Raw genomic sequence first — 22,973 nt, forward strand, 5'->3', positions numbered from 1 at the left:
CTAAGTCGGTCGTACTACCGCCAGCAGTGTGTCGACCTGCACCTGCTGTCCCGTGGTCACGTGGAGGGCGGTCAGGGTTCCTGCCACCGGGGCTGTGATGCGGTGTTCCATCTTCATCGCCTCCAGCCAGAGGAGGGGCTCCCCTGCCTTTACCTGGGTTCCCTCGCTCAGGCCCTCGGCGATGCGGATCACTGTGCCCGGCATGGGGGCCAGGAGGGAGCCGGGGGCGTGCTGGGTGGTGGGGTCGGGGAAGCGGGGGACGGGGGTCAGGGGGGTGTGGTTGACGTAGGTCCGGTCGGCGTAGCGCGTGATCTCGAACGTCCTGCGTACGCCCGCCGCTTCCAGTACGACCTGCCGCGCGTCGGCGTGCAGGACGCGTACCCCGTCGGCCTCCAGGGTGCCCGCGCGGGTGTGGCGGTAGGTGGCCTCGTGTTCCTCGCCGGACAGGCGGTAGCGCTTGGTCTGGGGCTGGGAGGGGAGATTGCGCCAGCCGCCGAAGCGGGAGCGGCCGTGGGCGTCGGCGAGGGCGGCGGCGAGGGGGGCGTAGGGGTCGGGGGTGGGGGTGGTGAGGGCGGTGAGGTGGCGGTCGTAGAAGCCGGTGTCCATGCGGGCCGCCGTGAACTCTTCGTGGCGCAGGGAGCGGACGAGGAGATCGCGGTTGGTGAGGGGGCCGTGGATCTCCGTACGGTCCAGGGCTCCCGCCAGCTTGCGGAGGGCCTCCGCGCGGGTGGGGGCGTGGGCGATCACCTTGGCGAGCAGGGGGTCGTAGTGGACGCCGATGGTGTCGCCGTCGGTGTAGCCGGTGTCCAGACGGACGCCCTCCGGTGCGGTCAGGCGGTGCAGGGTGCCGGTCTGCGGGGTCCAGTCGTGGGCCGGGTCCTCGGCATACAGCCGGGCCTCGACGGCGTGGCCCCGCGCGCGGGGCGGCTGCTCCGGCAGGGCGTGGCCCTCGGCGATACGGAGCTGCTCGGCCACCAGGTCGATGCCGAACACGGCCTCCGTGACGGGGTGTTCGACCTGGAGGCGGGTGTTCATCTCCAGGAAGTGCGCCTCGCCGCCGGCGACGAGGAACTCGACGGTCCCCGCGCCGACGTACGCCACGCGGCGCGCGGCGCGCTCGGCCAGCACGTACAGCTCGTCGGTGAGGGCGGGCGCGAGGCCGGGCGCGGGGGCCTCCTCGATGACCTTCTGGTGGCGGCGCTGGAGGGAGCAGTCGCGGGTGCCGAGCGCCCAGACCGTGCCGTGGGTGTCGGCGAGGATCTGCACCTCGACATGGCGGCCGTGCTCGACGTACGGCTCGACGAACACCTCTCCGTCGCCGAACGCGCTCGCGGCCTCCGCGCGGGCGCCCTCCAGCGCGCCGGGCAGCTCTTCCAGGCGCCGTACGATCCGCATGCCGCGCCCCCCTCCCCCGGCGGCGGCCTTCACCAGCACCGGGAGATCGGCCTCGGTGACCTCGCCCGGCGGGGCGAGCCCCATCAGCTCCTTGGCGCGGGTCTTGGACGCCATGGCCTCGATGGCGTCGGGCGGCGGCCCGATCCACACCAGCCCGGCGTCCCGTACCTCGCGCGCGAAGCCGGCGTTCTCGGACAGGAAGCCGTAGCCGGGGTGCACGGCGTCGGCGCCCGCCGCCAGGGCCGCCTTCACGATCAGCTCGCCGCGCAGATAGGTGTCGGCGGGCGTGAGCCCCGGCAGCCGTACGGCGTCGTCGGCCACGCGCGCGTGCAGCGCGTCCGCGTCCGCGTCGGAGTACACGGCGACCGTGCGGATACCGAGGTCACGGCAGGTGCGGAAGATCCGGACGGCGATCTCGCCCCGGTTGGCCACAAGGAGAGAAGTGATCATGGCTGGTCCCTCACATCCGGAAGACGCCGAAGCCGCCGCGCACGCCCTCGTAGGGCGCGGTGTGCACGGCGGACAGGCACAGGCCGAGGACGGTCCGGGTGTCGCGGGGGTCGATGACCCCGTCGTCGTAGAGCCGCCCGGACAGGAACATCGGCAGCGACTCGGACTCGATCTGCCCCTCGACCATCGCGCGCAGGGCGGTGTCGGCGTCCTCGTCGTACGGCTGTCCCTTGGCGGCGGCCGACTGGCGGGCGACGATCGACAGCACCCCGGCGAGCTGCTGCGGACCCATGACGGCCGATTTGGCGCTGGGCCAGGCGAACAGGAAGCGCGGGTCGTAGGCCCTGCCGCACATGCCGTAGTGCCCGGCGCCGTACGACGCCCCCATGAGGACGGACAGATGGGGGACGCGGCTGTTGCTGACGGCGTTGATCATCATGGCGCCGTGTTTGATGATGCCGCCCTGCTCGTACTCCCGGCCGACCATGTAGCCGGTGGTGTTGTGCAGGAACAGCAGCGGGATGTCCCGCTGGTTGGCGAGCTGGATGAACTGGGCCGCCTTCTGCGACTCGGCGCTGAAGATCACGCCCTGGGTGTTGGCCAGGATGCCGACGGGGTAGCCGTGCAGGGTGGCCCAGCCGGTCGCCAGACTCGTCCCGTACAGCGGCTTGAACTCGTCGAAGTCGGAGGCGTCCACGATCCGGGCGATCACCTCGCGCGGGTCGAAGGGGATCTTGAGATCGCCGGGGACGATGCCGAGCAGTTCCTCCGGGTCGTACTTCGGCGGCTCGGCGGGCCCCGGATCCTCGTACGCCTTGCGGTGGTTGAGGCGGGCGACGACCCGGCGGGCCTGGCGCAGGGCGTCCGGCTCGTCGACGGCGAAGTGGTCGGCGAGGCCGGAGGTGCGGGCGTGCATCTCGGCGCCGCCCAGCGACTCGTCGTCGCTCTCCTCGCCGGTCGCCATCTTCACGAGCGGCGGCCCGCCCAGGAACACCTTCGCGCGCTCCTTGACCATGATCACGTGGTCGGACATGCCGGGGATGTAGGCGCCCCCGGCCGTCGAGTTCCCGAAGACGACGGCGATCGTGGGGATTCCGGCGGCGGACAGCCGGGTCAGGTCCCGGAAGACGGCTCCGCCGGGGATGAAGATCTCCTTCTGCGAGGGCAGGTCGGCGCCGCCGGACTCCACCAGGCTGATGCAGGGCAGCCGGTTGGCCAGCGCGATGTCGTTGGCCCGCAGCGCCTTCTTCAGGCTCCACGGGTTGCTGGCACCGCCGCGCACGGTCGGATCGTTGGCGGTGATCAGGCACTCCACGCCCTCCACCACGCCGATCCCGGTGACCAGGGAGGCGCCGACCGCGTAGTCACTCCCCCAGGCCGCCAGCGGGGACAGCTCCAGGAAGGGGGTGTCCGGGTCCAGCAGCAGCTCGATGCGCTCCCGGGCGAGCAGCTTGCCGCGCTTGCGGTGCCGCTGGACGTATTTCTCGCCGCCGCCCGCCAGCGCCTTCGCATGCTCGCCGTCCAGCTCGGCGAGTTTCGCGAGCATGGCGTCGCGGTGGGAGCGGTGGTCGGGGGTGGTGGGGTCGAGGGTGGATTCGAGGATGGTCACCGGGGCCTCCGGGGCGGCGCGAGGTGGGGGTGCGAGCCGGGGTGAGGATGGGTCTGGGCGGCGGTGGGGGATGGTGGGGGCTGTGGCGGCAGGGCGATCACAGCAGCGCCTCCGGGATGTCCAGGTGGCGGGAGCGCAGCCACTCGCCGAGCGCCTTGGCCTGCGGATCGAAACGGGCCTGCGCGGCGACGCCTTCGCCGAGGATGCCCTCGACCACGAAGTTCAGCGCGCGGAGATGGGGCAGCGGGTGCCGGGTGACCGGCAGGTCCCGGGTCTCGGGCAGCAGTTCCCGGAACCGCTCGACGGTCAGCTCGTACGCCAGCCACCGCCACGCGTCCTCCGACCGCGCCCACACCCCGACATTGGCGTTGCCCCCCTTGTCCCCGCTCCGCGCCCCGGCGACCAGCCCGAGGGGGGCGCGGCGGGTGGGGCCGGGGGTGGGCGGGGGTGGGGGGAGGGTTGGTCCCGGGACGCCTTCGAGGGCTTCGGGGACCTCGGGGACTTGGCGTGCTTCGGGGACTTCAGGGACTTCGGGTACTCCCCATCCTCCCAACCCTTCGATTACGAGGGTCTCGGCGGCCGGAGCGACCTTCACCCGGCGTCCGTCGGGGAGGACAGCCACATGGTCGACCTCACCCTGGGGGATGTAGGTGTCCTCGAAGACCCCATAGGGCGAGCCCTTTCCAGGTGGCGCGAGCACATGGAACCCGGGGTAACTGCCCAACGCCAGCTCCACGGCGGCCCCACTCAGCGCCCGCCCGACCTTGCGCTCGTCCGCGTCCCGCACGACCAGCCGCAGCAACGCGCTCGCCGTCTCCTCCGTACCGGCGTCGGGCCGGTCGGTGCGGGACAGCTCCCAGCGGACCTCGGCGGGGCGGGACTTGGCCAGCGCGTCCTCCAACTGCCCGCGCACCAGCGCCGCCTTGGCCTCGATGTCCAGGCCGGTGAGCACGAAGACGACCTCGTTGCGGAAGCCGCCGAGGCGGTTGAGCCCGACCTTGAGGGTGGGGGGCGGTGCCTCGCCCCGGACGCCCTCGATCCGCACCCGGTCGGGCCCGTCCTGGGCGAGCCGTACGGTGTCCAGCCGCGCGGTGACGTCCGGCCCCGCGTACCGGGCGCCGCCCGTCTCGTACAGCAGTTGCGCGGTGACGGTCCCGACGTCGACGAACCCGCCGGTGCCGGGGTGTTTGGTGATGACGCTGGTGCCGTCGGCGTGGATCTCGGCGAGCGGAAAGCCGGGACGGCGGACGTCCCTGTCCCCGTCGTCGTTGAAGAACGCGTAGTTGCCGCCGGTCGCCTGTGTCCCGCACTCCAGCACATGCCCGGCGACGACGGCTCCCGCCAGCCGGTCGTACTCGTCCGCCCGCCACCCGAAGTGCGCGGCGGCCGGTCCGGTGACCAGCGCCGCGTCCGTCACCCGCCCGGTGACCACGACATCGGCGCCCGCGCGCAGACAGGCCGCGATCCCGAAACCTCCGAGATAGGCGTGCGCGGCGAGGGTGCCCGGGTGGGCGGCGGTGAGGTCGTCGCCCTCGACATGCGCCACGCGCGCGGGGATGCCGAGCCGGTCCGCCAGCTTGCGCACGGCGTCCGCGAGCCCCGCCGGATTCAGCCCGCCCGCGTTGGTCACGATCCGCACGCCCCGCTCCTGGGCGAGCCCGAGGGTGTCCTCCAGCTGCCGCAGGAACGTACGGGCGTATCCCGCCCCCGGGTCCTTCAGCCGGTCCCGGCCGAGGATCAGCATGGTCAGCTCGGCGAGATAGTCGCCGGTCAGCACGTCCAGCTCACCGCCGGTGAGCATCTCGCGCAGGGCGTCGAAACGGTCGCCGTAGAAGCCGGAGGCGTTGCCGATACGGAACGGCTCCCCCTCCGGGGCCACGGGGGTCGAGGCGTTCACTGCGCGTCCCCTTTCGGTGGGCGTCCGGCGCCGGGCGGGCCCGCGAACGCCTGGGCGATGTCCAGCCAGCGGTCCGCGTCGGGGCCGTCGGCCCGGAGGGCGAGGTCGTCGCGATGGGCACGCCGGGTGACGAGCAGACAGAAGTCGAGCGCCGGTCCGGTGACCCGCTGCCCGGCCCCCTCGGGCCCGTACTCCCACAACTCCCCACCCGGACCGACCAGTTCCACCCGGAACTCCTCGGCGGGCGGAGTCAGTCCACGCACCCCGAAGGCATAGTCACGCGCCCGGACCCCGATCCGTGCCACATGCCGCAGCCGTTTGGAGGGTGGCCGCACCACACCCACCACATCGGCGATGTCCAGCCCGTGCGCCCAGGTCTCCATGATCCGGGCGGTCGCGAGGGAAGCGGCGGACATGGGCGGCCCATACCAGGGAAACCGCGCGCCCGGCCGCGCACCCCGCAGAGCCGCATCGAGCGCCGCCCGCCCCGCACGCCAGTGCGCCAGCAACTCGGCGGGCGGCACCCCGGCACCCTCCCTGGCCCCGTCGTCCACAAAGGTCTCCGGCGAGGCCAGCGCCTTCTCGACGCATGCTTGGAAGCCGGCCTCATCGGTCAACGCCAGCAGGGCCGACCGGTCCGTCCACGCAAGGTGGGCTACCTGATGCGCCACACTCCACCCCGGCGCCGGTGTGGGCGAGGCCCACTCCCGCGGTCCCAGCGCGGCCACGATCGCGTCGACCTCCGCGCTTTCCTCGCGCAGATCATCGAAGACGGGCGTCGAATCAAACACGGCTGCGCTCCCCTCGGAACACGACGGTGTGTGGGGCGGTGCGGTGCGGTGCGGTGCGGTGCGGTGCGTGGAGAGCATGGCAGCGGGGGGAGAAACAAGCAAGCGTGCTTGCATTGAATGGCGGAGGGTGGTCACCCTGCCGCTGTGGCCGCGCTACAGCGGCCCGCTGACAGCCACTCTTGCTGCCACCCCTGCTGCCGCTACCGCTCCGGGGACACCCGCGACTTCCCCCGCCGCCCCTTGGGGCCGATCGGGTTCATCCGGCGGGTCTGCGTTCTCACCGCGCCCATGCTCGCCGCGATGACCAGGGCGATGGCGGCGGCCTGCATGGTGGTCAGGGCCTGGTCGAGGATGAGGAAACCGGCGGTGGCGGCGATGGCCGGTTCAAGGCTCATCAGGATGGCGAAGGTGGGGGCGGGCAGGCGGCGCAGGGCGAGGAGTTCGAGGGTGTAGGGGAGCACCGAGGAGAGGACGGCGACCGCCGCGCCCAGGGCGAGGATCTCCGGGTCCAGCAGCTTCGTACCGGACTCGGCGATGCCCAGGGGCAGGAAGAGCACCGCCGCCACCGCCATGGCCAGCGCGAGTCCGTCCGCCTGCGGGAAGCGGCGGCCGGTTCTAGCGCTGAAGACGATGTACGCCGCCCACATCGCGCCCGCCGACAGGGCGAAGGCCGCGCCGACCGGGTCGAGGGTGTCGAAACCGCCGCCGCCGAGCAGGAAGACACCGGCCAGGGCGAGGCCCGCCCAGACGAAATTGATCGCCCGGCGGGAGGCTATGACGGAGAGGGCCAGCGGACCGAGCACTTCGAGGGTGACGGCAGGGCCCAGCGGGATACGGTGCACGGCCTGGTAGAAGAGGCCGTTCATCGCGGCCATGGTGATGCCGAAGACCACGACCGTGCCCCAGTCGGTACGGGAGTGTCCGCGCAGCTTGGGCCGGCAGATGATCAGCAGCACGAGCGCCGCCACCGCCAGCCGCAGGGTGACGATGCCGAGGGCACCGGCCCGGGGCATCAGGGTCACCGCCAGTGCCCCGCCGAACTGCACCGACACCCCGCCCGCCAGCACCAGCCCGACGGGCCCGAGCGACCCGCGCCGGTGCGGGGAGCCACCGGAGGGGGTGGTGGCGGGGGCCCGGGTCGGCGCGGGCGACGGCGAGGTGGCTGCGTCGGGGGTGGTCACAGGGCGTTCCAGGGGGCTCGGTGCGGATGATTGCCGTTCATTACCATGTACCTATCAGTCCAGAGTAGTGGACTCCGTCAGGGGTGTGAACCGCTCACGCCACTGACCTTTCTGTCACGTCCGTCACCCCGGCGGGGCCTGGTCGGGCACCCTCGGCCGGGGCCCGGTCACGAACCTGGCGGCCGCATCTCCGGCGGCACCTCCGGCGGCAGTGACTCGGCCAGCACCTCCGCCAGATGTCTCCCCCGCGCCCCCGCAAGCTGCTCCAGCTGTGTCCGGCAGGAGTAGCCGTCCGCCAGGAGCACCGCGTCGGCGGGGGCCGATGCCAGGGACGGGAGGAGTTGTTCCTCCGCGCAGGCCCGGGAGACGTCGGCGTGGCCGCGTTCGAAGCCGAAGTTTCCGGCGAGGCCGCAGCAGCCGCCGGAGAGTTCGCCGGTCAGGCCGGCCGCCGTGCGCAGCCGTCGTTCGGCGGTGTCGCCGAGGACCGCGTGCTGGTGGCAGTGGGTCTGTCCGACGGCCGGGCGGTCGAGCCGGGGCGGTGTCCAGTGCGGGGCGTGGCGCTCCAGGGCCTGGGCGAAGGTCAGGACGCGGGCGGCGAGACGGGCGGCCCTGGGGTCGTCGGGCAGCAGCTCGGGGAGGTCGGTGCGCAGTGCGGCGGCGCAACTGGGCTCCAGGACGACCACGGGAGCGGTGGTCTCCAGGACGGGTTCCATGAGGTCGAGGGTGCGACGGAGCACCGCGCGGGCGCGGTCGAGCTGGCCCGTGGAGACATAGGTGAGGCCGCAGCAGACCCGGCCCCGGCCGCGCAGCAGGGACCTGGGGTCGAGAGCGACCGTGATGCCGTCGCCGATCGGGGGGCGGGTGAAGTGGACGGTCGGGGGGAGCGCGACGCGCAGCCCGGCGGCCTCCAGGACCCGGACGGCGGACTGTCCGACGGACGGGGCGAGGTGCTCGGTGAAGGTGTCCGGCCAGAGGATGACCAGTTCGCCGTCCGGCGGGGCGGTCGTGGTGCCCCGGCGTCGCTCCCACCACCGGCTGAAGGTCTGCCCGGCCAGCCGGGGAATCCCCCGCTCACGGTCGACACCGGCGAGCCGCTTGCCGAGCCGGGCCAGGGGCTGCACGGCGGCCAGGGCGTTGACCAGCCAGGCCGTGCGGGTCCGGGACACCCAGCGCAGCCAGAGCGGCAGCCGTCCGAGGCTGTAGTGCGCGGCGGGTCGGCGGCGCCCGGCGTAGTGGTGGTGGAGGAACTCCGCCTTGTAGGTGGCCATGTCGACACCGACCGGGCAGTCGGAGCGGCAGCCCTTGCAGGACAGGCACAGATCCAGCGCGTCCCGTACCTCCGTGGACCGCCAGCCGTCGGTCACCAGCTCCCCGGCGAGCATCTCGTGCAGCAGCCGGGCGCGTCCCCGGGTGGAGTGGGTTTCGTCGCCGGTCGCGCGGAAGGACGGGCACATGACGGCGGGCCCGGACGCGGTGGTCGTACGGCATGTGGCGACGCCGACGCAGCGGCGGACGGCGGCCGAGAAGTCACCGCCGTCGGCGGGGTAGCCGAAGGCCACGTCGACGGGCTCGCGGGGCAATACGGCGAAGCGCAGGTCGGCGTCGAGGGGGGCGGGGCGGACCAGCATTCCGGGGTTGAGGAGGTCGTCGGGGTCCCAGACGGCCTTGGCCCGCTCGAAGAGGGCGACCATGTCCGGCCCGTACATCGTGGGGAGGAGTTCAGAACGGGCGAGCCCGTCGCCGTGTTCCCCGGAGAGCGAGCCGCCGTGGGCGACGACCAGGTGGGCCAGCTCCTCGGAGAAGCGCCGGAAGCGGGCCACGCCCGCGTCGGTGAGCAGGTCGAAGTCGATCCGGACATGGATGCAGCCGTCACCGAAGTGCCCGTACGGGGTGCCGCGCAGGCCGTGGGTGGTCAGCAGGGCCCGGAAGTCGCGCAGGTAGGCGCCGAGGCGGGCGGGCGGTACGGCGCAGTCCTCCCAGCCGGGCCATGCCTCGCTGCCGTCCGGCATCCGGGTCGCCGTACCGGCGGCGTCCTCGCGGATCCGCCACAGCGCGCGCTGCCCGGCGGGGTCGGTGACCACGCGGGCGTCGAGCACGTCGGCCGCGCGGACGACGGCGTCGGCGTGCGCCCGCGCCTCGGCCGGAGTCTCGCCGCCCGTCTCCACGAACAGCCAGGCCGCGCCGCGCGGCAGCCCCGCCGGGTCGGGCACCAGGTCGATGGCCATGCCCTCCACGGTCAGCGGCCCGTACGGCAGCAGCCCGGCGGCGGCTTCGGCGGCGGCGCCCTCGTCGGCGTACCCCAGCACCGCCAGTGCCCGTGCCCGGGGTGCCTCCACCAGCCGTACGACCGCTTCGGTGAGCACGCCGAGGGTGCCTTCCGAGCCACAGAAAGAACGGGCGACATCGGCGTGGTGCTCGGGCAGCAGCGCGTCCAGCGCGTAGCCGGAGATACGGCGGGGGAGGTCGGGGAACCCGGTGCGCAGCCGCGCCGACTGGTCGTCGACCAGCTCCCGGAGCCCGTCCGGCGCACCGGCCCACTCCTGCCCCAGCCGCAGTGGCTCGCCCCGCGCGGTGAGCACGGAGAGTTCGCGGACGCTGTCGGCGGTGGTGCCCCAGGCGACGGAGTGGGAACCGCACGAGTTGTTCCCGATCATGCCGCCGAGGGTGCAGCGGCTGTGGGTGGCCGGGTCGGGTCCGAAGCGCAGTCCGTGCGGGGCGGCGGCCTCCTGGAGCCGGTCCAGGACGAGCCCCGGCTGTACGACGGCGGTACGTGTCTCGGCGTCCAGGGAGATCAGCCGGTTCATGTGCCGCGTGAAGTCCAGGACGACGCCGGTGCCGGTCGCCTGCCCGGCGATGGAGGTCCCGCCCCCGCGCGGCACGATGGGCACCCCACGCGCGCGGCACACCGCCAGCACGGCCGCCACGTCATCGGCGTCTCTGGGCGCGACCACCCCCAGCGGGACCCGCCGGTAGTTGGAGGCGTCCATGGTGACCAGCGCGCGGGAGGTGACATCGAAACCGACGTCACCGCGCACTGCGCGGCGCAGTTCCGCTTCGAGATCCGTCTGATCGGTGTGATCAGCGCGGTCGGTGCGATCGGTGCGATCGGTGCGATCCGTCATGGGTCCAGGATGCACGTGTTCACGGACAGTGACGGCGAGTTGTCCACAGGCGGGTGGGAATTGTCGTACTAATACGAGCCAGGGGAGGCGGGCAGGCGGCATCGGAATTGAACGACTCGTTCAAAACAACACATTGACATCACATCGTGTATCGCTCATCCTGACCGTATGCCGAAACCTCCGCAGCAGCACGCCACCCCCACCCCCGCCCCCACCCCCTTCACCCCTCCGCAGCCCGAGCAGGCGCGGGCGCGGCGGGTCTACGCGTCCTTGATCCGGATCGCGGAGCGCCACGCGGCGAGCGACGCGCAGCGGAGCCGCCAGGCGCACCCCTCGTTCCTGGGGCCGCACGAAGCCGTCAGGCTCGTGTCGTTCCTGCTCAGCGGCGCGGCCCTGCGGGAGGACGGCGAGCCGGAGGTGGACCAGGCGGACATCACCGCCGCGCTGAGCCTCGTACCGCTGGTGCGCGGTGAGATGGACGAGCTGGAGACCGGGCTCCTCCAGATGGCGCGGGGGCGGGGGATGACCTGGCAGGAGATCGCGTTCGGGCTGGGGCTGGGGACCCCGCAGGCGGCACGGCAGCGGTACGAGCGGCTGGCGAGCCGGGCGCCGGCGGAGGAACCGGTGGAGGAGAAGGATTCCGGGGCCTCGGACGAGGGACTGGCCTGACGGCCTGGTGAGGCTGGACGCAGGCCGGATTCGGTCCGGAGTCGGTCCGGAGTCGGTCCGGAGTCGGTCCGGAGTCGGGGCCGGAACCGGGCGTCCACGACTCGCCAAACCCGTCTCATCCGACGGACATGTTTCCGCCCGGTTTCGCCCACCCGATACGCTCCGGATCGTGGCCGACATCCAGATTCCCGCTGACATCAAGCCCGCCGATGGTCGATTCGGCGCTGGCCCCTCCAAGGTGCGAGTCGAGGCGCTGGACGCCCTCGCCGCCACCGGTGCCTCCCTGCTGGGCACCTCCCACCGCCAGGCCCCGGTCAAGAACCTGGTCGGCCGGGTGCGTGACGGCATCCGCGAGCTGTTCCAGCTGCCCGACGGCTACGAGGTGATCCTCGGCAACGGCGGTTCCACGGCGTTCTGGGACGTCGCGACGCACGGCCTGATCGAGACCAAGTCGCAGCACCTGAACTTCGGTGAGTTCAGCTCGAAGTTCGCGAAGGCCGCGAAGCTGGCGCCGTGGCTGGCCGACCCGGACGTCATCGCGTCCGACCCCGGTACGCACCCGGAGCCGGTCGCGGCGGCGGGCGTCGACGCGTACGCGTTCACCCACAACGAGACCTCGACCGGTGTCGCCATGCCGATCAAGCGGGTCGCGGGCGCGGACGAGGGCGCGCTGGTGCTGGTCGACGCCACCTCCGGCGCCGGTGGCCTGCCGGTCGACATCGCCGAGACCGACGTGTACTACTTCGCCCCGCAGAAGTCCTTCGCGGCGGACGGTGGCCTGTGGATCGCCGTCTTCTCCCCGGCCGCGATCGAGCGCGCGGAGCGGATCCACGCGTCCGGCCGTCACATCCCGGAGTTCTTCTCGCTGCCGACGGCGATCGACAACTCGCGCAAGAACCAGACGTACAACACCCCGGCGCTCGCCACCCTGTTCCTCCTGGGTGAGCAGCTGAACTGGCTCAACGGCCAGGGCGGCCTGGACTGGGCGGTCCGCCGCACGGCGACGTCCGCGCGGACGCTGTACGGCTGGGCGGAGGACGTGAAGTTCGCCAGCCCGTTCGTCACCGACCCCGCCAAGCGCTCGCAGGTCATCGGCACGATCGACTTCACCGACGAGGTGGACGCGGCGGCCGTCGCGAAGGTGCTGCGCGCCAACGGCATCGTGGACACCGAGCCGTACCGCAAGCTGGGCCGCAACCAGTTGCGCGTGGCGATGTTCCCGGCCATCGAGCCGTCGGATGTCGAGGCGCTGACGAAGTGCGTGGACTATGTGATCGAGCAGCTCTGACGCTGCCGCGTCCCGTACGGCGGTTTGCTGTACGCGGTTTCCTGTACGACGCCGAAGGGCGCCCGGCGGATCGACGATCCGGGGGCGCCCTTCTCGTCTGTGCCTGTGCCTGTGCCCTGGCTCTGTGCCCTACCTCTGGGCGTCGGTTTCGACGAGGAGTTCCTCGGCAGTCGTCACGCTCAGGGACCGGTCGAACCAGACACCCAGCACATCGAGGTCGGTGCAGCCGATGATCCGCTGGCGGACGGGGGCGGAGACCTCGATTCCGCGCCCGATGAGAATGCGCAGGATTCCTTCGACCCGGCCGTCGGCACGCCCTTCGGCCCGGCCCACCGCGCGGCCCTTGGCCTCACCCTCTTCCCGGCCCGCGAGCCATACCTCTTCCAGGAGCGTGCCACTACCGGGAAACTTCGGTGACCACTTGCCCATCAGCTGCCTCCACAGGTCTCGGGCCGGGCCCTCGCCCAGGCCGATCTCGACGTACTCCGCCCAGTCATCGACGCTCATCCCGTCGCCGATGTCGGTACCGTCCGGGGACCAGGTCTCCATTCCGGCCACCAGCGCTTCCAGGATGACGGGCAGCCCCGGGTCCTTGGCGTGGGCGAACGCCGAGAACACGGCGAGCGGAAGGTCTCGCGCCGCCTCGCCCGGATCGGTGATCGTGGGCAGGTTCCCCGGCCCGAGTACCAGCGGGCACACCTCGATGGTGGTGTGGAAGCGGCGCCCGATCCGGATGGGCTCCGCCGCCCACGCGGCCGTCGCCTTGTCCCGGCAGAGCACCAGGAGGATCGCCGGCAGCCGGTACTTGGCGTACAGATAGGCCAAGTAGTACGTCCAGTTGTCGCGCCTCACCGGCTCCCGCTTGTCCGGCGACTCGACCACCAGCAGGAAGCCGCCGGTGTCATCGACGGCGTGAACCCTGAAGAGGCTGTCCACCCGGCCCTCGATCGACCTGCTGTCGGTGAGGTCAGCGTCCAGGTGGCCGATGGAGACGTACTCGGGGAACGTGATACCGGCCCGCCGCAAGACCCGGGCGAACAACGCCGGTTCCTGCCGGAGAAGCCAATGCCTCGCATCGTGAGCTGAACTGACCATACGGCGGAAGGTAGTTGCGCCCGACCGCCCCACGGAAGCGTACGGGCGCCGTGTCAGCCGGACGAGTGAACATGCCTCTGGCCTATGCCAAAGGGCGCCCTACGGGATCCGCGGGGCGCCCCTGAGTGTGCCTGCGCCTATCCGAACTGCCGGACGAACGCGTGCCAGCTCTCGCGCGAGGCGGTGAGGAGGGGGCCGGCGGGCTGCTTGCTGTCACGGACGGCCCGGCCGCCAAGAGCGGTGTCGGCGACCTCTACGCAGTCGCCATGCTGTCCGGAGTACGACGACTTCCAGAAGGAACCCTTAACCTCGATCACGATCAGTCTTCCTTCATTCGCTGCACTATGTCCCGGATGAGCTTCGAACTCGCGTCCGGTGTCAGTGCTGCCGATCGTAGTACGTCGTACATGTTGCTGTAAGCCGCCAGGTCTTCCGGCGCTTCAAGAACCGACGTTCCTCGCAGGTTCTCCAGCGTCACGGCTTCAACGATCGGTTCGGATTCGAAGCTGAAGGAGGAAAAGCCAGCGGTCGTGGCAGCCAGTGCTCCCGCACTAAACGGAAGCACCTGGACAGTGACATTCTTGCGCTCGCCGACCTCAAGGATCGCAGCCAACTGATCTCGGTGAATGTCGGCACTCACCAACGGCTGGGCAACGACCACCTCCCAGAGGATGGCGGCGTACGAGGTTCCACCACCCCCGATCTTCGCCTGCCGCTCTTGGCGCACCTTCACCAGCTGAGTGACCATTTCTGGGGCCACATAGTCAGGGCCAGCCGCGATAACTGCCGCTGCGTAGACCGGTGTTTGAAGCAGTCCAGGCACCAACGTGGGGTGCCATTGGCGGATGTAGGTCGCGTCGTCCTCCAACGCGATGTGATCGACATAATCCGGCCGCAAATGTTCCGCATGCTCAAGCCACCAGCCCCGACGCTTCGACTGGCGGGCCAACTCTTCCAGTTTCCGCCGGACTTCCGAGTCATGCACTCCGTACGCATCCAGCAGCGCTCGGACTTCCAGCGCGCGGGCGCAAACATGCCCGGTCTCTATGCGACTGACCCTGGTCTGGTGTGCGGCGATCACCTCGGCGGCTTGGACCTGATCCATCTTGGCCGCCAACCGATACGTCTTGAGCGCGGCACCAAGTCGCCGACTGCGCACGGTTGGCCGTCCCCCTGTGGGCATCCCAGACCCCTCTCTCTGTCGCAAGAAAACTGTAGAGCATGCGTCAATCGAACATACCTCCAACGGCATGTATGCGACTTGAAGTGGTTGCGGCTATACGACCTGCGGCTCTAGCCTCAAGCCCACAAGGAGCTTTCAGTTCCGCATCTTGACGACACGTCAGGAGGTACGGCACCCCCATGCCCGAACCCGAGATCTTCCGCATCCCCAAGCGCAGGCAGCACGTCCCGGCGGCCCGCCACCGCATCCGCAAGGTGCTCGCGAACTGGGGAATCACCGGCGAAGTCGCCGACGCCATCACGCTCTCCGCCAACGAACTCATCACCAACGCCGTGGCCCACTGCCGGGTCGGTCACGCCCAGGTACGGATCACGCTCACGCTCCAGGGCGCCGAACTGCTGCTGGAGGTCGCCGACCCCGACCGGGACCGGCTCCCCCAGCCCCACGACTCCGACCCGGACGAAGAACACGGACGCGGACTGACCCTCGTAGCCGGGCTGGCCGACGCCTGGGGCCACCGGACCGAGCCGTACACCAAGTGCGTGTGGGCGCGATTCACGGTCACCGAGAAGCTGGAGGCGGCGCATGCTCCGGCGGATTTATGACGCGCTCGCGCGCCTGCGTCCCAGGCGCCCCGCGCCAAGCGTCCAGGCCCTCGCGCAAGAGGCCCGGACCCCAGACCCGTACGTCTGGCGGCTGCCAAGCCCTCACCAGGCCCGTTGGCGCCGCTGGGCCAGACGCAATCGCGCGGCCGGCCATCGTCTGCCGCTGCTGCCGGACGAGGAGTGCTGGCAGGTCCCCGAGCGCCCGAAGGGGCCGCGCTGGGAAACGTCGGACGACGTGGTGCGGCCGTACGTCCTCAGACCTTGATGCTCCGGCGGACCCTCGCGATCACCTGTTGCGCGTCCGTGCCGAAGACTGCCGACTCTTCGAAGGTGTCCCAGACCCGGCGGTAGAGAGCGATCGTTTCGGCATCGTCCAGCAAGAGTTCGGCGTGCCAGTCCTCGACGGTGACCAGTCGGTCGTCCAGGATCCAGAACCCGTTACCCGGTGGAAGTCGCAGCTGGGCGTCCAGTGGAACGATCCCCAGGTGAACGGTGTCCATACCCACCACGCCGAGCAGCCGGTCAAGTTGAGCGGCCAGAACCTCCTGTGGGCAGATGCGAGCCCACAGGACACTCTCAGGCATGATCACCTTCAGCTGCCTGCCGGGCCGGTACAGCCACTCCTGCCGCTTCATACGGGCACGCACCGCCTCCTCGGTGTCCCGTGGAGTGCGCCGGAAATCCGCGAAGCGCTCAAAGATATTCCGGGCGTAGTCAGCGGTCTGGAGCATTCCGTTGATGGCGAAGCTGTCCCAGCAGTGCAGGGTTCGGGACTCCGTGATGAGGGCGTTCCACGCCTCCTGCACAGGGGCATGCCCTGCCGCCAGCTGGCGCCGCCAGGATCTGATATGGCTTTCGAAACCCCGCAGGCGGGCTTGGAGTTCGACTATCACGCCAGGCTGCCCCACGGCCTCCGCCCATGCCCGGAGATCATCGGCCGTGGGTGTCTGCCTGCCGTTCTCCAGCTTGCTGACCTTCGACTGGGGCCAGCCCAGACGCTGAGCCAGTTCCGTACCGGTGAGCCGACCCACAGGGCTGTCCACGCGCAGTTCCCTGAGCTTGCGGCCCAGCTCTTCACGTGCCCTCTGGTAGTCCGTACTCACCGGTACCCGCTCTTACTCCTGTGCGTCGCTGTTCATCTCGGCCATGAACCGCTCCCGCGATACGGCGTGATGCCAAGCAGCATCCCGGATCATGGCGCAGCGCACCACCTCTGCGGGTTCGGTGATGAGGTCCACGTGCGTGAGCTGGTCGTCGTCATCGAAACGCAGAAGCGCGATGAGTCGGCTGTCGAACAGCCAGAAGTCTTCGGCGGGAAGCCGGAGGCGGTCCGCGTCGGCACGCCACAAGTTGCGAATGTCCTCGCCGAGGCCGATGTTCCACCTCGCACTGTCGAACAGATAGCGCTGACCGGTGGTGGCGGGCCGATCCACGATACGTACCCGCTCGATCCGCTTCCCCTGCTCGATGTTCGCCCGTGTCGTCTCCGTCCACCAGTTGTAGAGGGAGTTCGGCGCCGAGTCCTCACCGATCGTGCCGTTCTCGATGAAACGGGTCCAGCGCTCGCCCTATTCGTCGCTCGCGTACCGGCCACGCGTCTCCAGACGCCAGGCGGTGTGCTCGTAATTCTCGAACAGGGTGTGGAACTCCTCCAGATCGATCGTCCGCGACTGCCGCGACCGCTCCTTCGGGGTCCAGTCGACCAGCAGGTCTCGCGGCACAACGACCGCGACCTCTCCCTCCGAGAGATGCTGGAGTTGAGCGATGTCCTCCGCGTCGGCGAGCGGAGGACCATGCACGATCACCTCTCCGCTGTCCAGGTCCTCATGCACGGAAGGGCATCCCGTAACACCGCTACCAGTCCCGTTGAACCGTAACCGTCGCGCCATGTGCGACCACCTCCTCGGTGTTGTTGATGTCAGCGCGGACAGCATCTCGATACCGCTCGGTGAATGTCCATGCATCCAGAGTCACCACGCGAGAATAATCAAGAATATTCGACCCTCCGCTTCCTTCCCGTCACCTACGGTCATCACCCAGACCCGACCCACCGAGAAGGAAGGCCCAGCCATGCCGACCCCCACCGACCTCTACGCCCTCGACCTCACCACCGTCACCTACGCCGCCGCCTGCGGAGGCCCCTGCTCCGACGGCTGTGTCGTCCTCGCCCGGATCGGCGAAGACGCCTGGGCCCTGGGCGACAGCAAGCGCCCCGACGCCGAACCCCTCCGCTTCACCACCGAGGAGCTGGCCGTCGCCGGCATCGACCCCACCCGCTTCGGCCTCCCCCTCTGACCTGACACAACCCACCGACCATGCACCACCACGCCTACCTCTGGACCGGCCCCAAACCCCGCTTCGACCAGGAAGCCCTACGGCGGCCCCCGCACCACGACCCACCCCCCGCCGGAGCGCGACCCGAGCTGATCCAGAGGTATCGCGAGGTCGCCGCCGAGTTCCCCGCCTCGGACCTGCCCCCGCTGGAGACGGCGTACTGGCTCGTCAAAGCCCGTTCACTCGTGCGCGGCACCTGGCACGACCCCCGGCCGGCCGCCGCCTGGCTGGGAGAGCGGCTCGTCACCTACACACCCCGGTTCGCCTCCCCCTGCGACCCCGGCGCCCTCGTCGCCTCCGCCCACCACCGGCTCGCCGCCGGCGACGACGTGTCCCTCGGCTTCTACCTCGAACGCCCCGCCTACCTCTGCCTCGCCCTCGTCACCTGCACCCCGAACCGGCAGTACCCGGCACTCCCCTGCCCTACGGCAACTCCGCCAGCGCCGCCCCCACCCCCACCGCCGCCAGCCCCGCCAGCAGCACCAGCGCGGTGAGGACGATGTCGTGGCCCCGGGAATGGCGTTGGTCCGGCAGGTCCAGGGTGAAGACGGACGGGTTCTCCGGCGTGTAGTGGACCGTGACCTCCCGGCCGTGGGACTTGACCGGGTCCGGCAGGCCCCTCGTGCAGTAGGCGAGGACCGCCTCGCCCGCGTGGGTCGTGAACGCGAGGACCGGGGTGTGACTGGTCGTCAGGCCGCCCTCGCCGTCGGAGCTGACGTCCTTGAGTACGGCGATGATCCGCCCGGGGACGGGAGTCATCGACGTCAGCCGGGCGAAACGGCGGCTCGCCTCATGGGCGTTCACCGGCAGGAAGAACGCGGCGCTGACGGCCAGCGGCGCGCCTGAGCCGATCAGTGACCACGGCCAGCCCCAGTCGATCGCCGCGTAGGTGACCACTCCGGCATAGATGAGGAAGACCGCGCAGCTCGGCCAGCCGAGCCCCCGGCCCGTCTCCAGGCCGGTGGTGAAGCGGAAGTTGTGGAGCTGGCCAGGGAGGTAGCGGACGCCGATCTCGCGGCCCGTCCACGCCGTGTCGATCCAGTCGCCGTGCTCGCCGTCGTTCGTGACGGTGTGCTCCCGCCCGGTGGCCGGGTCGCGGAAGGTGACCACCACCGGTAGGCCGCCCCGCTTCGAGCCGCCGTGCCGAGGCTCCGTCACCCGCTCGATCCTGCCCTTGACCCTCACCATCCGCTGGGCCCGGGTCACCCCGGCCAGCGACCGCCCGTAGCCGACCAGCGCCACCGTGCCGAACACCGCGCACCACAGCGCCAGATACTCATTCCAGTCCATGGCTGATTCCCCTCGTTCCCCTCAGTCCCCTCAGTCCCCTGCCGGAGTGCGCGCCACCACGTCACCCCGCTCGTCCGCCTCCAGCGACGCCGTGCCCTCGGGGCCGGTCACCCCCACCCTGATGGTGACGCTGTCGGCTGTGAGGTTCTCGGCAGTGATCTGCCAGGAGTCGGGGGACTGGACCCCGAGGGTGGTGCGGGCCTCCTCCACCAGGGCCGGGAAACGCTCGTACGGCAGGGAGGCCAGGTCGAAGCCCGGTGCCGGGGAGTCGGAGGGGACGTACACCACCGACAGCATCCGATCCTGTACGACGACGGTCAGGGCCGGGCCCTTGTCCTGGTCGTCGGCCTGGGTGAGGGACTCGATCGCCCGGCTCAGCTCACCCTCGTCCAGGAACGACTGGCCCGCGCCCAGCGTGACCGTACTCGTCGCCGACGACACCACCGTCGTGGAGGAAGAAGAAGAGGAAGAGACGGACGGGTGGGCTGCCGTGTCCGTCCCGTCGAACAAGTCCCCCCGGAACAGGAAGACCACCGCCGCCACCCCCAGCAGCAGACCCAGCACCGAGAGAAATCCGAGGGCGCAGCCGTCCCGGTCGTCCACCGTCATGGCCGGGCCCGGCGCCGAGTCGATCCGCGCCCCGGCCACCCGCTCCTCCCACTCCGGCGTCGGCCGCTTCACGATCCTTACCTGCCACGGCTTGTCCGGTGGGTACTGGACCACCAGCATCCCGCGCGCGCGGTAGTCGGACAGTTCGACCAGATTGATGTCCTGCTTGAACTCGACGCGGAACGCGGGCCCGTCCTCCGGCGCCACCGTGACATCGAACCGCACCGGTACGTCGCTCGTCTCGCCCCGGACGGCGTCCAGACTCTCGATCATCGCGAGTGCCGTGCGGGGCACGACCCGCGCCTCGCGGGCCCGCCGTGGCGCACCGGAGAGGTAGTAGAGCAGCGCGTATCCGGCGGGCACGGCCAGACCCGCGACGGTCAGCGGCACCTTCTCGATGTTGATGCCGACGACAAAGGCGGTCAGCGACCCCCCGATCACGCCACCCGTCAGAAAGCCCAGCAGGAGGGTGACGGGCGTGGTGCGCTTGGGGGGCCTGGGGGGCCTGACACCCGTGGTGATCGTCATACGGGTGATTGTGGCGGGCCCGGATGGCGGCCGGTAGGTCCCCCCGCCAACTACCCGCCCCCGCCAACTGGCCTCCCTCGCCAACTACCCGCCCCCGCCAACGGCCTCCCCCGACCCCTGGCGCTCCCGCCCGCTACCGGCTCAGCCGCTGGAACCTCCGTACCGCCAGCGGCAGGAAGATCGCCGTCAGGACCACCGGCCACACCCCCGCCATCAGCAGCGCGTGCTCCTCGATCCAGGAGTCCCCGCCGCCGACCGGCGTGCCGAACAGCTCACGTGAGGCCGCGGCCGTCGAGGAGATGGGGTTCCACGCCGCCACCCAGCCCAGCCAGTCCGGCATCAGCTGCGGGGCGACGAAGATGCTGGAGATCATCGTCAGGGGGAAGGCCACCGCGAACAGGCCGCCCGCCGCCTCCGGGTTGGGGACGATCAGGCCCAGCCAGACGCCGACCCAGATCAGGGAGAAGCGGAGCCACAGCAGGAGTCCGAAGGCCGCCAGGAAGCCCCAGCCGCCGTCCGGGCGCCAGCCCATCGCCAGCGCGGTCAGCATGATGATGGCCAGCTCGGCGCACGCCACCAGCAGATCGGTGACCCCACGGCCCGCCACCACCGCCGACGACGACATCGGCATCGAGCGGAAGCGGTCGATGACCCCCTTCGTGGAGTCGTACACCACCACCGTCGCCGTGTTCATGAAGCCGAACGCCATCGTCATCACGAACATCCCCGGCATCAGGAAGTCCTTGTAGTCCCCGCCGCCCGGCACGGTCATCGCGCTGCCGAAGACATAGCCGTAGAGGAGGACGGAGAGGATGGGGAAGCCCAGCTGCCAGGCGATGTTCACCGGCTGGCGCTGGTAGTGGGTCAGACCGCGCCGGACGATGTTCCAGACATCCGACAGCAGCCAGTACGTGCCGCCGCGCGAGGGCAGTTCGGTCTTGACAGCCACCGTGCTCACACCGCCGTCTTCTTTCAGGTCCACAGCACTCACGCCGCCGTCTCCTTCTTCTCCGCCCGGTGTCCGGTCAGGCGCAGGAACACATCGTCCAGGCTCGGCCTGCGCAGCCCGATGTCCTCGACGCGGACGCCCTCGTCCTGGAGGGTGCGGGCGACGTCCGTGAGGGCCGCCACCCGGTCGGTCACCGGGGCGTGCACCCGCAACTCCGTCTCGTCGGACTCCGGTTCGCCGTCCGAGACCCGCGCCACGACCTTCACGGCCCGCGCGATGTCCGACCGCTCGGCGAGCACCACCTCGATACGGTCGCCGCCGATCAGGTTCTTCAGCCCGTCCGGGGTGTCGTCGGCGATGGCCCGGCCCTGGTCGATGACCGTGATCCGGGACGCCAGCTTGTCCGCCTCCTCCAGATACTGGGTGGTCAGCAGGACCGTCGTACCGCTCGCCACCAGCGCCCGCACCGACTCCCACACCTCCCCCCGGCTGCGCGGGTCCAGGCCCGTCGTCGGCTCGTCCAGGAAGAGCACCGCCGGGGCCAGGATCATCGACGCGGCCAGGTCCAGCCGGCGCCGCATGCCGCCGCTGTAGCCGCCCGCGCCCTTGTCGGCCGCCTCGGTGAGATCGAACTGCTCCAGCAGCTCCACCGCCCGGCTCTTCGCGCGCGCGCCGCCGAGGTGGAAGAGCCGGCCGAACATCTCCAGGTTCTGCCGCCCGGTGAGCACCTCGTCAACCGCCGCGTACTGCCCGGTGAGCCCGATCCGGGCCCGTACCTCGCGCGGCTTGCGGGCCACGTCCAGTCCGGCGACCGTGGCATGTCCGCCGTCCAGCTTCACCAGCGTGGACAGGATGCGTACGGCGGTGGTCTTCCCGGCGCCGTTCGGCCCGAGCAGGCCGTGCACGGTGCCCTCGCGCACGGCGAGGTCGAAGGCGTCCAGAGCCCGTTTCTCGCCGTACCGCTTCTCCAGGCCCTCGGCCCGCACCGCGTATCCGTCCATGCCCTGCCCCCTATGTCCGCTCGGCCCGCCATCCAACTGAGTACACCGTACCCGATGACGCGTACAGCGTACCCAATTTTGGTCCAGGGATTTAAGCTGAGCCCATGACGAGCGGCGAGAACAGGGGCAAGAACGCCGGTGACGGCACACAGACCAGCGGCAGCGGGGACATCGCCCGCACGCTCGAACTGCTGTGGGACACCGGCCGGCGGCCCAGCCGCGGCCCCAAACCGGGCCTGACGCTCGACCGGATCGTGGATGCGGCCGTCCAGGTCGCGGACGCCGAGGGCCTGGAGGCGGTCTCCATGCGCCGCGTCGCCGCCGAACTCGGCACCGGCGCGATGTCGCTCTACCGGTACGTCCCCGGAAAGGGCGAGCTGCTCGATCTGATGCTGGACCGGGTCCAGGGGCCCTCGGAGAACCCCGCCGCCCTCGGCGACGGCACCTGGCGCTCCGCCCTGGAGCACATGGGCCACGCCACGCTCGCCCTCTACCGCCGCCACCCCTGGCTGCTCCAGGTCAACCAGACCCGCCCGATCCTCGGCCCGAGCGCCCTCGGCGCCATGGAGAAGGTCCTCTCCCGCATCAAGCCGATGAACCTGCCCGACATCGAACTCGTCTCGGCGATCATCCTGGTCGACAGCTATGTCGTCGGAGCCGCCCGCACCCAGCTCTACGGGGAGGCGGCCGAGCACCGCACCGGCCTGACCGACACCGAGTTCTGGGCGGCCCAGGTGCCGACCCTGGAGAAGGTCCTCGCCTCCGGCCGGTTCCCGCTGATGGCCGCCCTGGACGAGGACACCTGGGGCACCGACTTCGACCACTTCGGCTGGGGCCTGAAGCGCATCCTGGACGGCCTGGAGGCGATGGTCACGGCGAGGGCGGCGGTCACGGCGCGGGCGGCGGCCACCACGCCCTCGACGCACCCCGAGCCCACCGAGGCGGACGCCCACTGACCTCTGAGCGCGGCCGGCTAA

20 protein-coding genes and 1 pseudogene are annotated in these 22,973 nt (G+C 70.8%); 6 read left to right on the forward strand and 15 right to left on the reverse strand.

The window, feature by feature from the left end; genetic code table 11:
• The 6 genes from ACFRFC_RS09860 to ACFRFC_RS09885 form a co-directional block, all read right to left on the reverse strand.
• Complete coding sequence (locus ACFRFC_RS09860) at positions 1–1,845, reverse strand: acetyl/propionyl/methylcrotonyl-CoA carboxylase subunit alpha (protein ID WP_382684236.1); 1,845 nt, start codon at positions 1,843–1,845, stop codon at positions 1–3.
• A gap of 10 nt (positions 1,846–1,855) precedes the next feature.
• Positions 1,856–3,454: an acyl-CoA carboxylase subunit beta gene (locus ACFRFC_RS09865; protein WP_382684233.1), complete on the reverse strand. Its 1,599-nt coding sequence runs from the start codon at positions 3,452–3,454 to the stop codon at positions 1,856–1,858.
• A 97-nt stretch (positions 3,455–3,551) separates the two neighbouring features.
• Positions 3,552–5,351 carry an acyclic terpene utilization AtuA family protein gene (locus ACFRFC_RS09870; protein WP_382684231.1) on the reverse strand — a complete coding sequence of 600 codons (1,800 nt, stop codon included), beginning with the start codon at positions 5,349–5,351 and terminating at the stop codon, positions 3,552–3,554.
• Entirely contained in the window at positions 5,348–6,142 is a 795-nt protein-coding gene (locus tag ACFRFC_RS09875; protein ID WP_382684228.1) for a TIGR03084 family metal-binding protein, read from the reverse strand. The genes ACFRFC_RS09870 and ACFRFC_RS09875 overlap by 4 nt, the downstream gene beginning before the upstream one ends.
• A gap of 200 nt (positions 6,143–6,342) precedes the next feature.
• Positions 6,343–7,323, reverse strand: coding sequence for a DMT family transporter (locus ACFRFC_RS09880; RefSeq protein WP_382684226.1), 981 nt, complete (start codon positions 7,321–7,323; stop codon positions 6,343–6,345).
• 167 nt (positions 7,324–7,490) lie between these two features.
• Positions 7,491–10,445, reverse strand: coding sequence for an FAD-binding and (Fe-S)-binding domain-containing protein (locus ACFRFC_RS09885; RefSeq protein WP_382684224.1), 2,955 nt, complete (start codon positions 10,443–10,445; stop codon positions 7,491–7,493).
• Between the two features lie 168 nt (positions 10,446–10,613).
• Here ACFRFC_RS09885 and ACFRFC_RS09890 point away from each other — a divergent pair, with 168 nt between their 5' ends.
• Both ACFRFC_RS09890 and serC read left to right on the forward strand, forming a co-directional pair.
• Positions 10,614–11,114 carry a DNA-binding protein gene (locus tag ACFRFC_RS09890; protein ID WP_382684222.1) on the forward strand — a complete coding sequence of 167 codons (501 nt, stop codon included), beginning with the start codon at positions 10,614–10,616 and terminating at the stop codon, positions 11,112–11,114.
• A gap of 169 nt (positions 11,115–11,283) precedes the next feature.
• Positions 11,284–12,402, forward strand: coding sequence for a phosphoserine transaminase (gene serC / locus ACFRFC_RS09895; RefSeq protein ID WP_382684219.1), 1,119 nt, complete (start codon positions 11,284–11,286; stop codon positions 12,400–12,402).
• A 129-nt stretch (positions 12,403–12,531) separates the two neighbouring features.
• On the opposite strand, the gene ACFRFC_RS09900 is transcribed toward serC, so the two are convergent.
• The 3 genes from ACFRFC_RS09900 to ACFRFC_RS09910 form a co-directional block, all read right to left on the reverse strand.
• The gene (locus ACFRFC_RS09900; RefSeq protein WP_382684216.1) at positions 12,532–13,443 is read right to left on the reverse strand and encodes a hypothetical protein; all 912 of its coding nucleotides are present in this window, start codon (positions 13,441–13,443) and stop codon (positions 12,532–12,534) included.
• Positions 13,444–13,634: 191 nt separating this feature from the next.
• The gene (locus ACFRFC_RS09905) at positions 13,635–13,814 is read right to left on the reverse strand and encodes a DUF397 domain-containing protein (RefSeq protein WP_382684214.1); all 180 of its coding nucleotides are present in this window, start codon (positions 13,812–13,814) and stop codon (positions 13,635–13,637) included.
• A gap of 2 nt (positions 13,815–13,816) precedes the next feature.
• Positions 13,817–14,680, reverse strand: coding sequence for a helix-turn-helix domain-containing protein (locus ACFRFC_RS09910; RefSeq protein WP_382684211.1), 864 nt, complete (start codon positions 14,678–14,680; stop codon positions 13,817–13,819).
• Positions 14,681–14,859: 179 nt separating this feature from the next.
• Here ACFRFC_RS09910 and ACFRFC_RS09915 point away from each other — a divergent pair, with 179 nt between their 5' ends.
• Entirely contained in the window at positions 14,860–15,285 is a 426-nt protein-coding gene (locus tag ACFRFC_RS09915; protein WP_382684209.1) for an ATP-binding protein, read from the forward strand.
• 254 nt (positions 15,286–15,539) lie between these two features.
• Here the strand turns inward: ACFRFC_RS09915 and ACFRFC_RS09920 are convergent, their stop codons facing one another.
• Together ACFRFC_RS09920 and ACFRFC_RS09925 are read right to left on the reverse strand one after the other, a co-directional pair.
• Complete coding sequence (locus ACFRFC_RS09920) at positions 15,540–16,388, reverse strand: helix-turn-helix domain-containing protein (RefSeq protein ID WP_382684207.1); 849 nt, start codon at positions 16,386–16,388, stop codon at positions 15,540–15,542.
• Between the two features lie 12 nt (positions 16,389–16,400).
• Positions 16,401–17,174, reverse strand: a pseudogene (locus ACFRFC_RS09925) (DUF6879 family protein).
• Between the two features lie 181 nt (positions 17,175–17,355).
• Here ACFRFC_RS09925 and ACFRFC_RS09930 point away from each other — a divergent pair.
• Entirely contained in the window at positions 17,356–17,580 is a 225-nt protein-coding gene (locus ACFRFC_RS09930) for a DUF397 domain-containing protein (protein WP_382684204.1), read from the forward strand.
• Between the two features lie 20 nt (positions 17,581–17,600).
• Positions 17,601–18,113, forward strand: coding sequence for a hypothetical protein (locus tag ACFRFC_RS09935; protein WP_382684202.1), 513 nt, complete (start codon positions 17,601–17,603; stop codon positions 18,111–18,113).
• On the opposite strand, the gene ACFRFC_RS09940 is transcribed toward ACFRFC_RS09935, so the two are convergent.
• From ACFRFC_RS09940 to ACFRFC_RS09955, 4 genes are all read right to left on the reverse strand, one after another.
• Positions 18,043–18,909: a DUF3592 domain-containing protein gene (locus ACFRFC_RS09940; RefSeq protein ID WP_382684200.1), complete on the reverse strand. Its 867-nt coding sequence runs from the start codon at positions 18,907–18,909 to the stop codon at positions 18,043–18,045. The two genes, ACFRFC_RS09935 and ACFRFC_RS09940, sit on opposite strands and share 71 nt — an antisense overlap.
• 30 nt (positions 18,910–18,939) lie before the next feature.
• A complete protein-coding gene (locus ACFRFC_RS09945) occupies positions 18,940–20,046 on the reverse strand; it encodes a hypothetical protein (RefSeq protein ID WP_382684197.1) in 1,107 nt (368 codons plus the stop codon).
• 133 nt (positions 20,047–20,179) lie between these two features.
• Entirely contained in the window at positions 20,180–20,995 is an 816-nt protein-coding gene (locus ACFRFC_RS09950; RefSeq protein WP_382684492.1) for an ABC transporter permease, read from the reverse strand.
• A gap of 38 nt (positions 20,996–21,033) precedes the next feature.
• A complete protein-coding gene (locus ACFRFC_RS09955) occupies positions 21,034–21,996 on the reverse strand; it encodes an ATP-binding cassette domain-containing protein (protein ID WP_382684196.1) in 963 nt (320 codons plus the stop codon).
• A gap of 104 nt (positions 21,997–22,100) precedes the next feature.
• On the opposite strand from ACFRFC_RS09955, the gene ACFRFC_RS09960 reads away from it, so the two are divergent.
• Entirely contained in the window at positions 22,101–22,952 is an 852-nt protein-coding gene (locus ACFRFC_RS09960; RefSeq protein WP_382684194.1) for a TetR/AcrR family transcriptional regulator, read from the forward strand.
• Positions 22,953–22,973 lie beyond the last annotated feature (21 nt).

The organism is Streptomyces sp. NPDC056734 (genome assembly GCF_042790455.1).
In the GTDB taxonomy this organism is placed as follows: domain Bacteria; phylum Actinomycetota; class Actinomycetes; order Streptomycetales; family Streptomycetaceae; genus Streptomyces.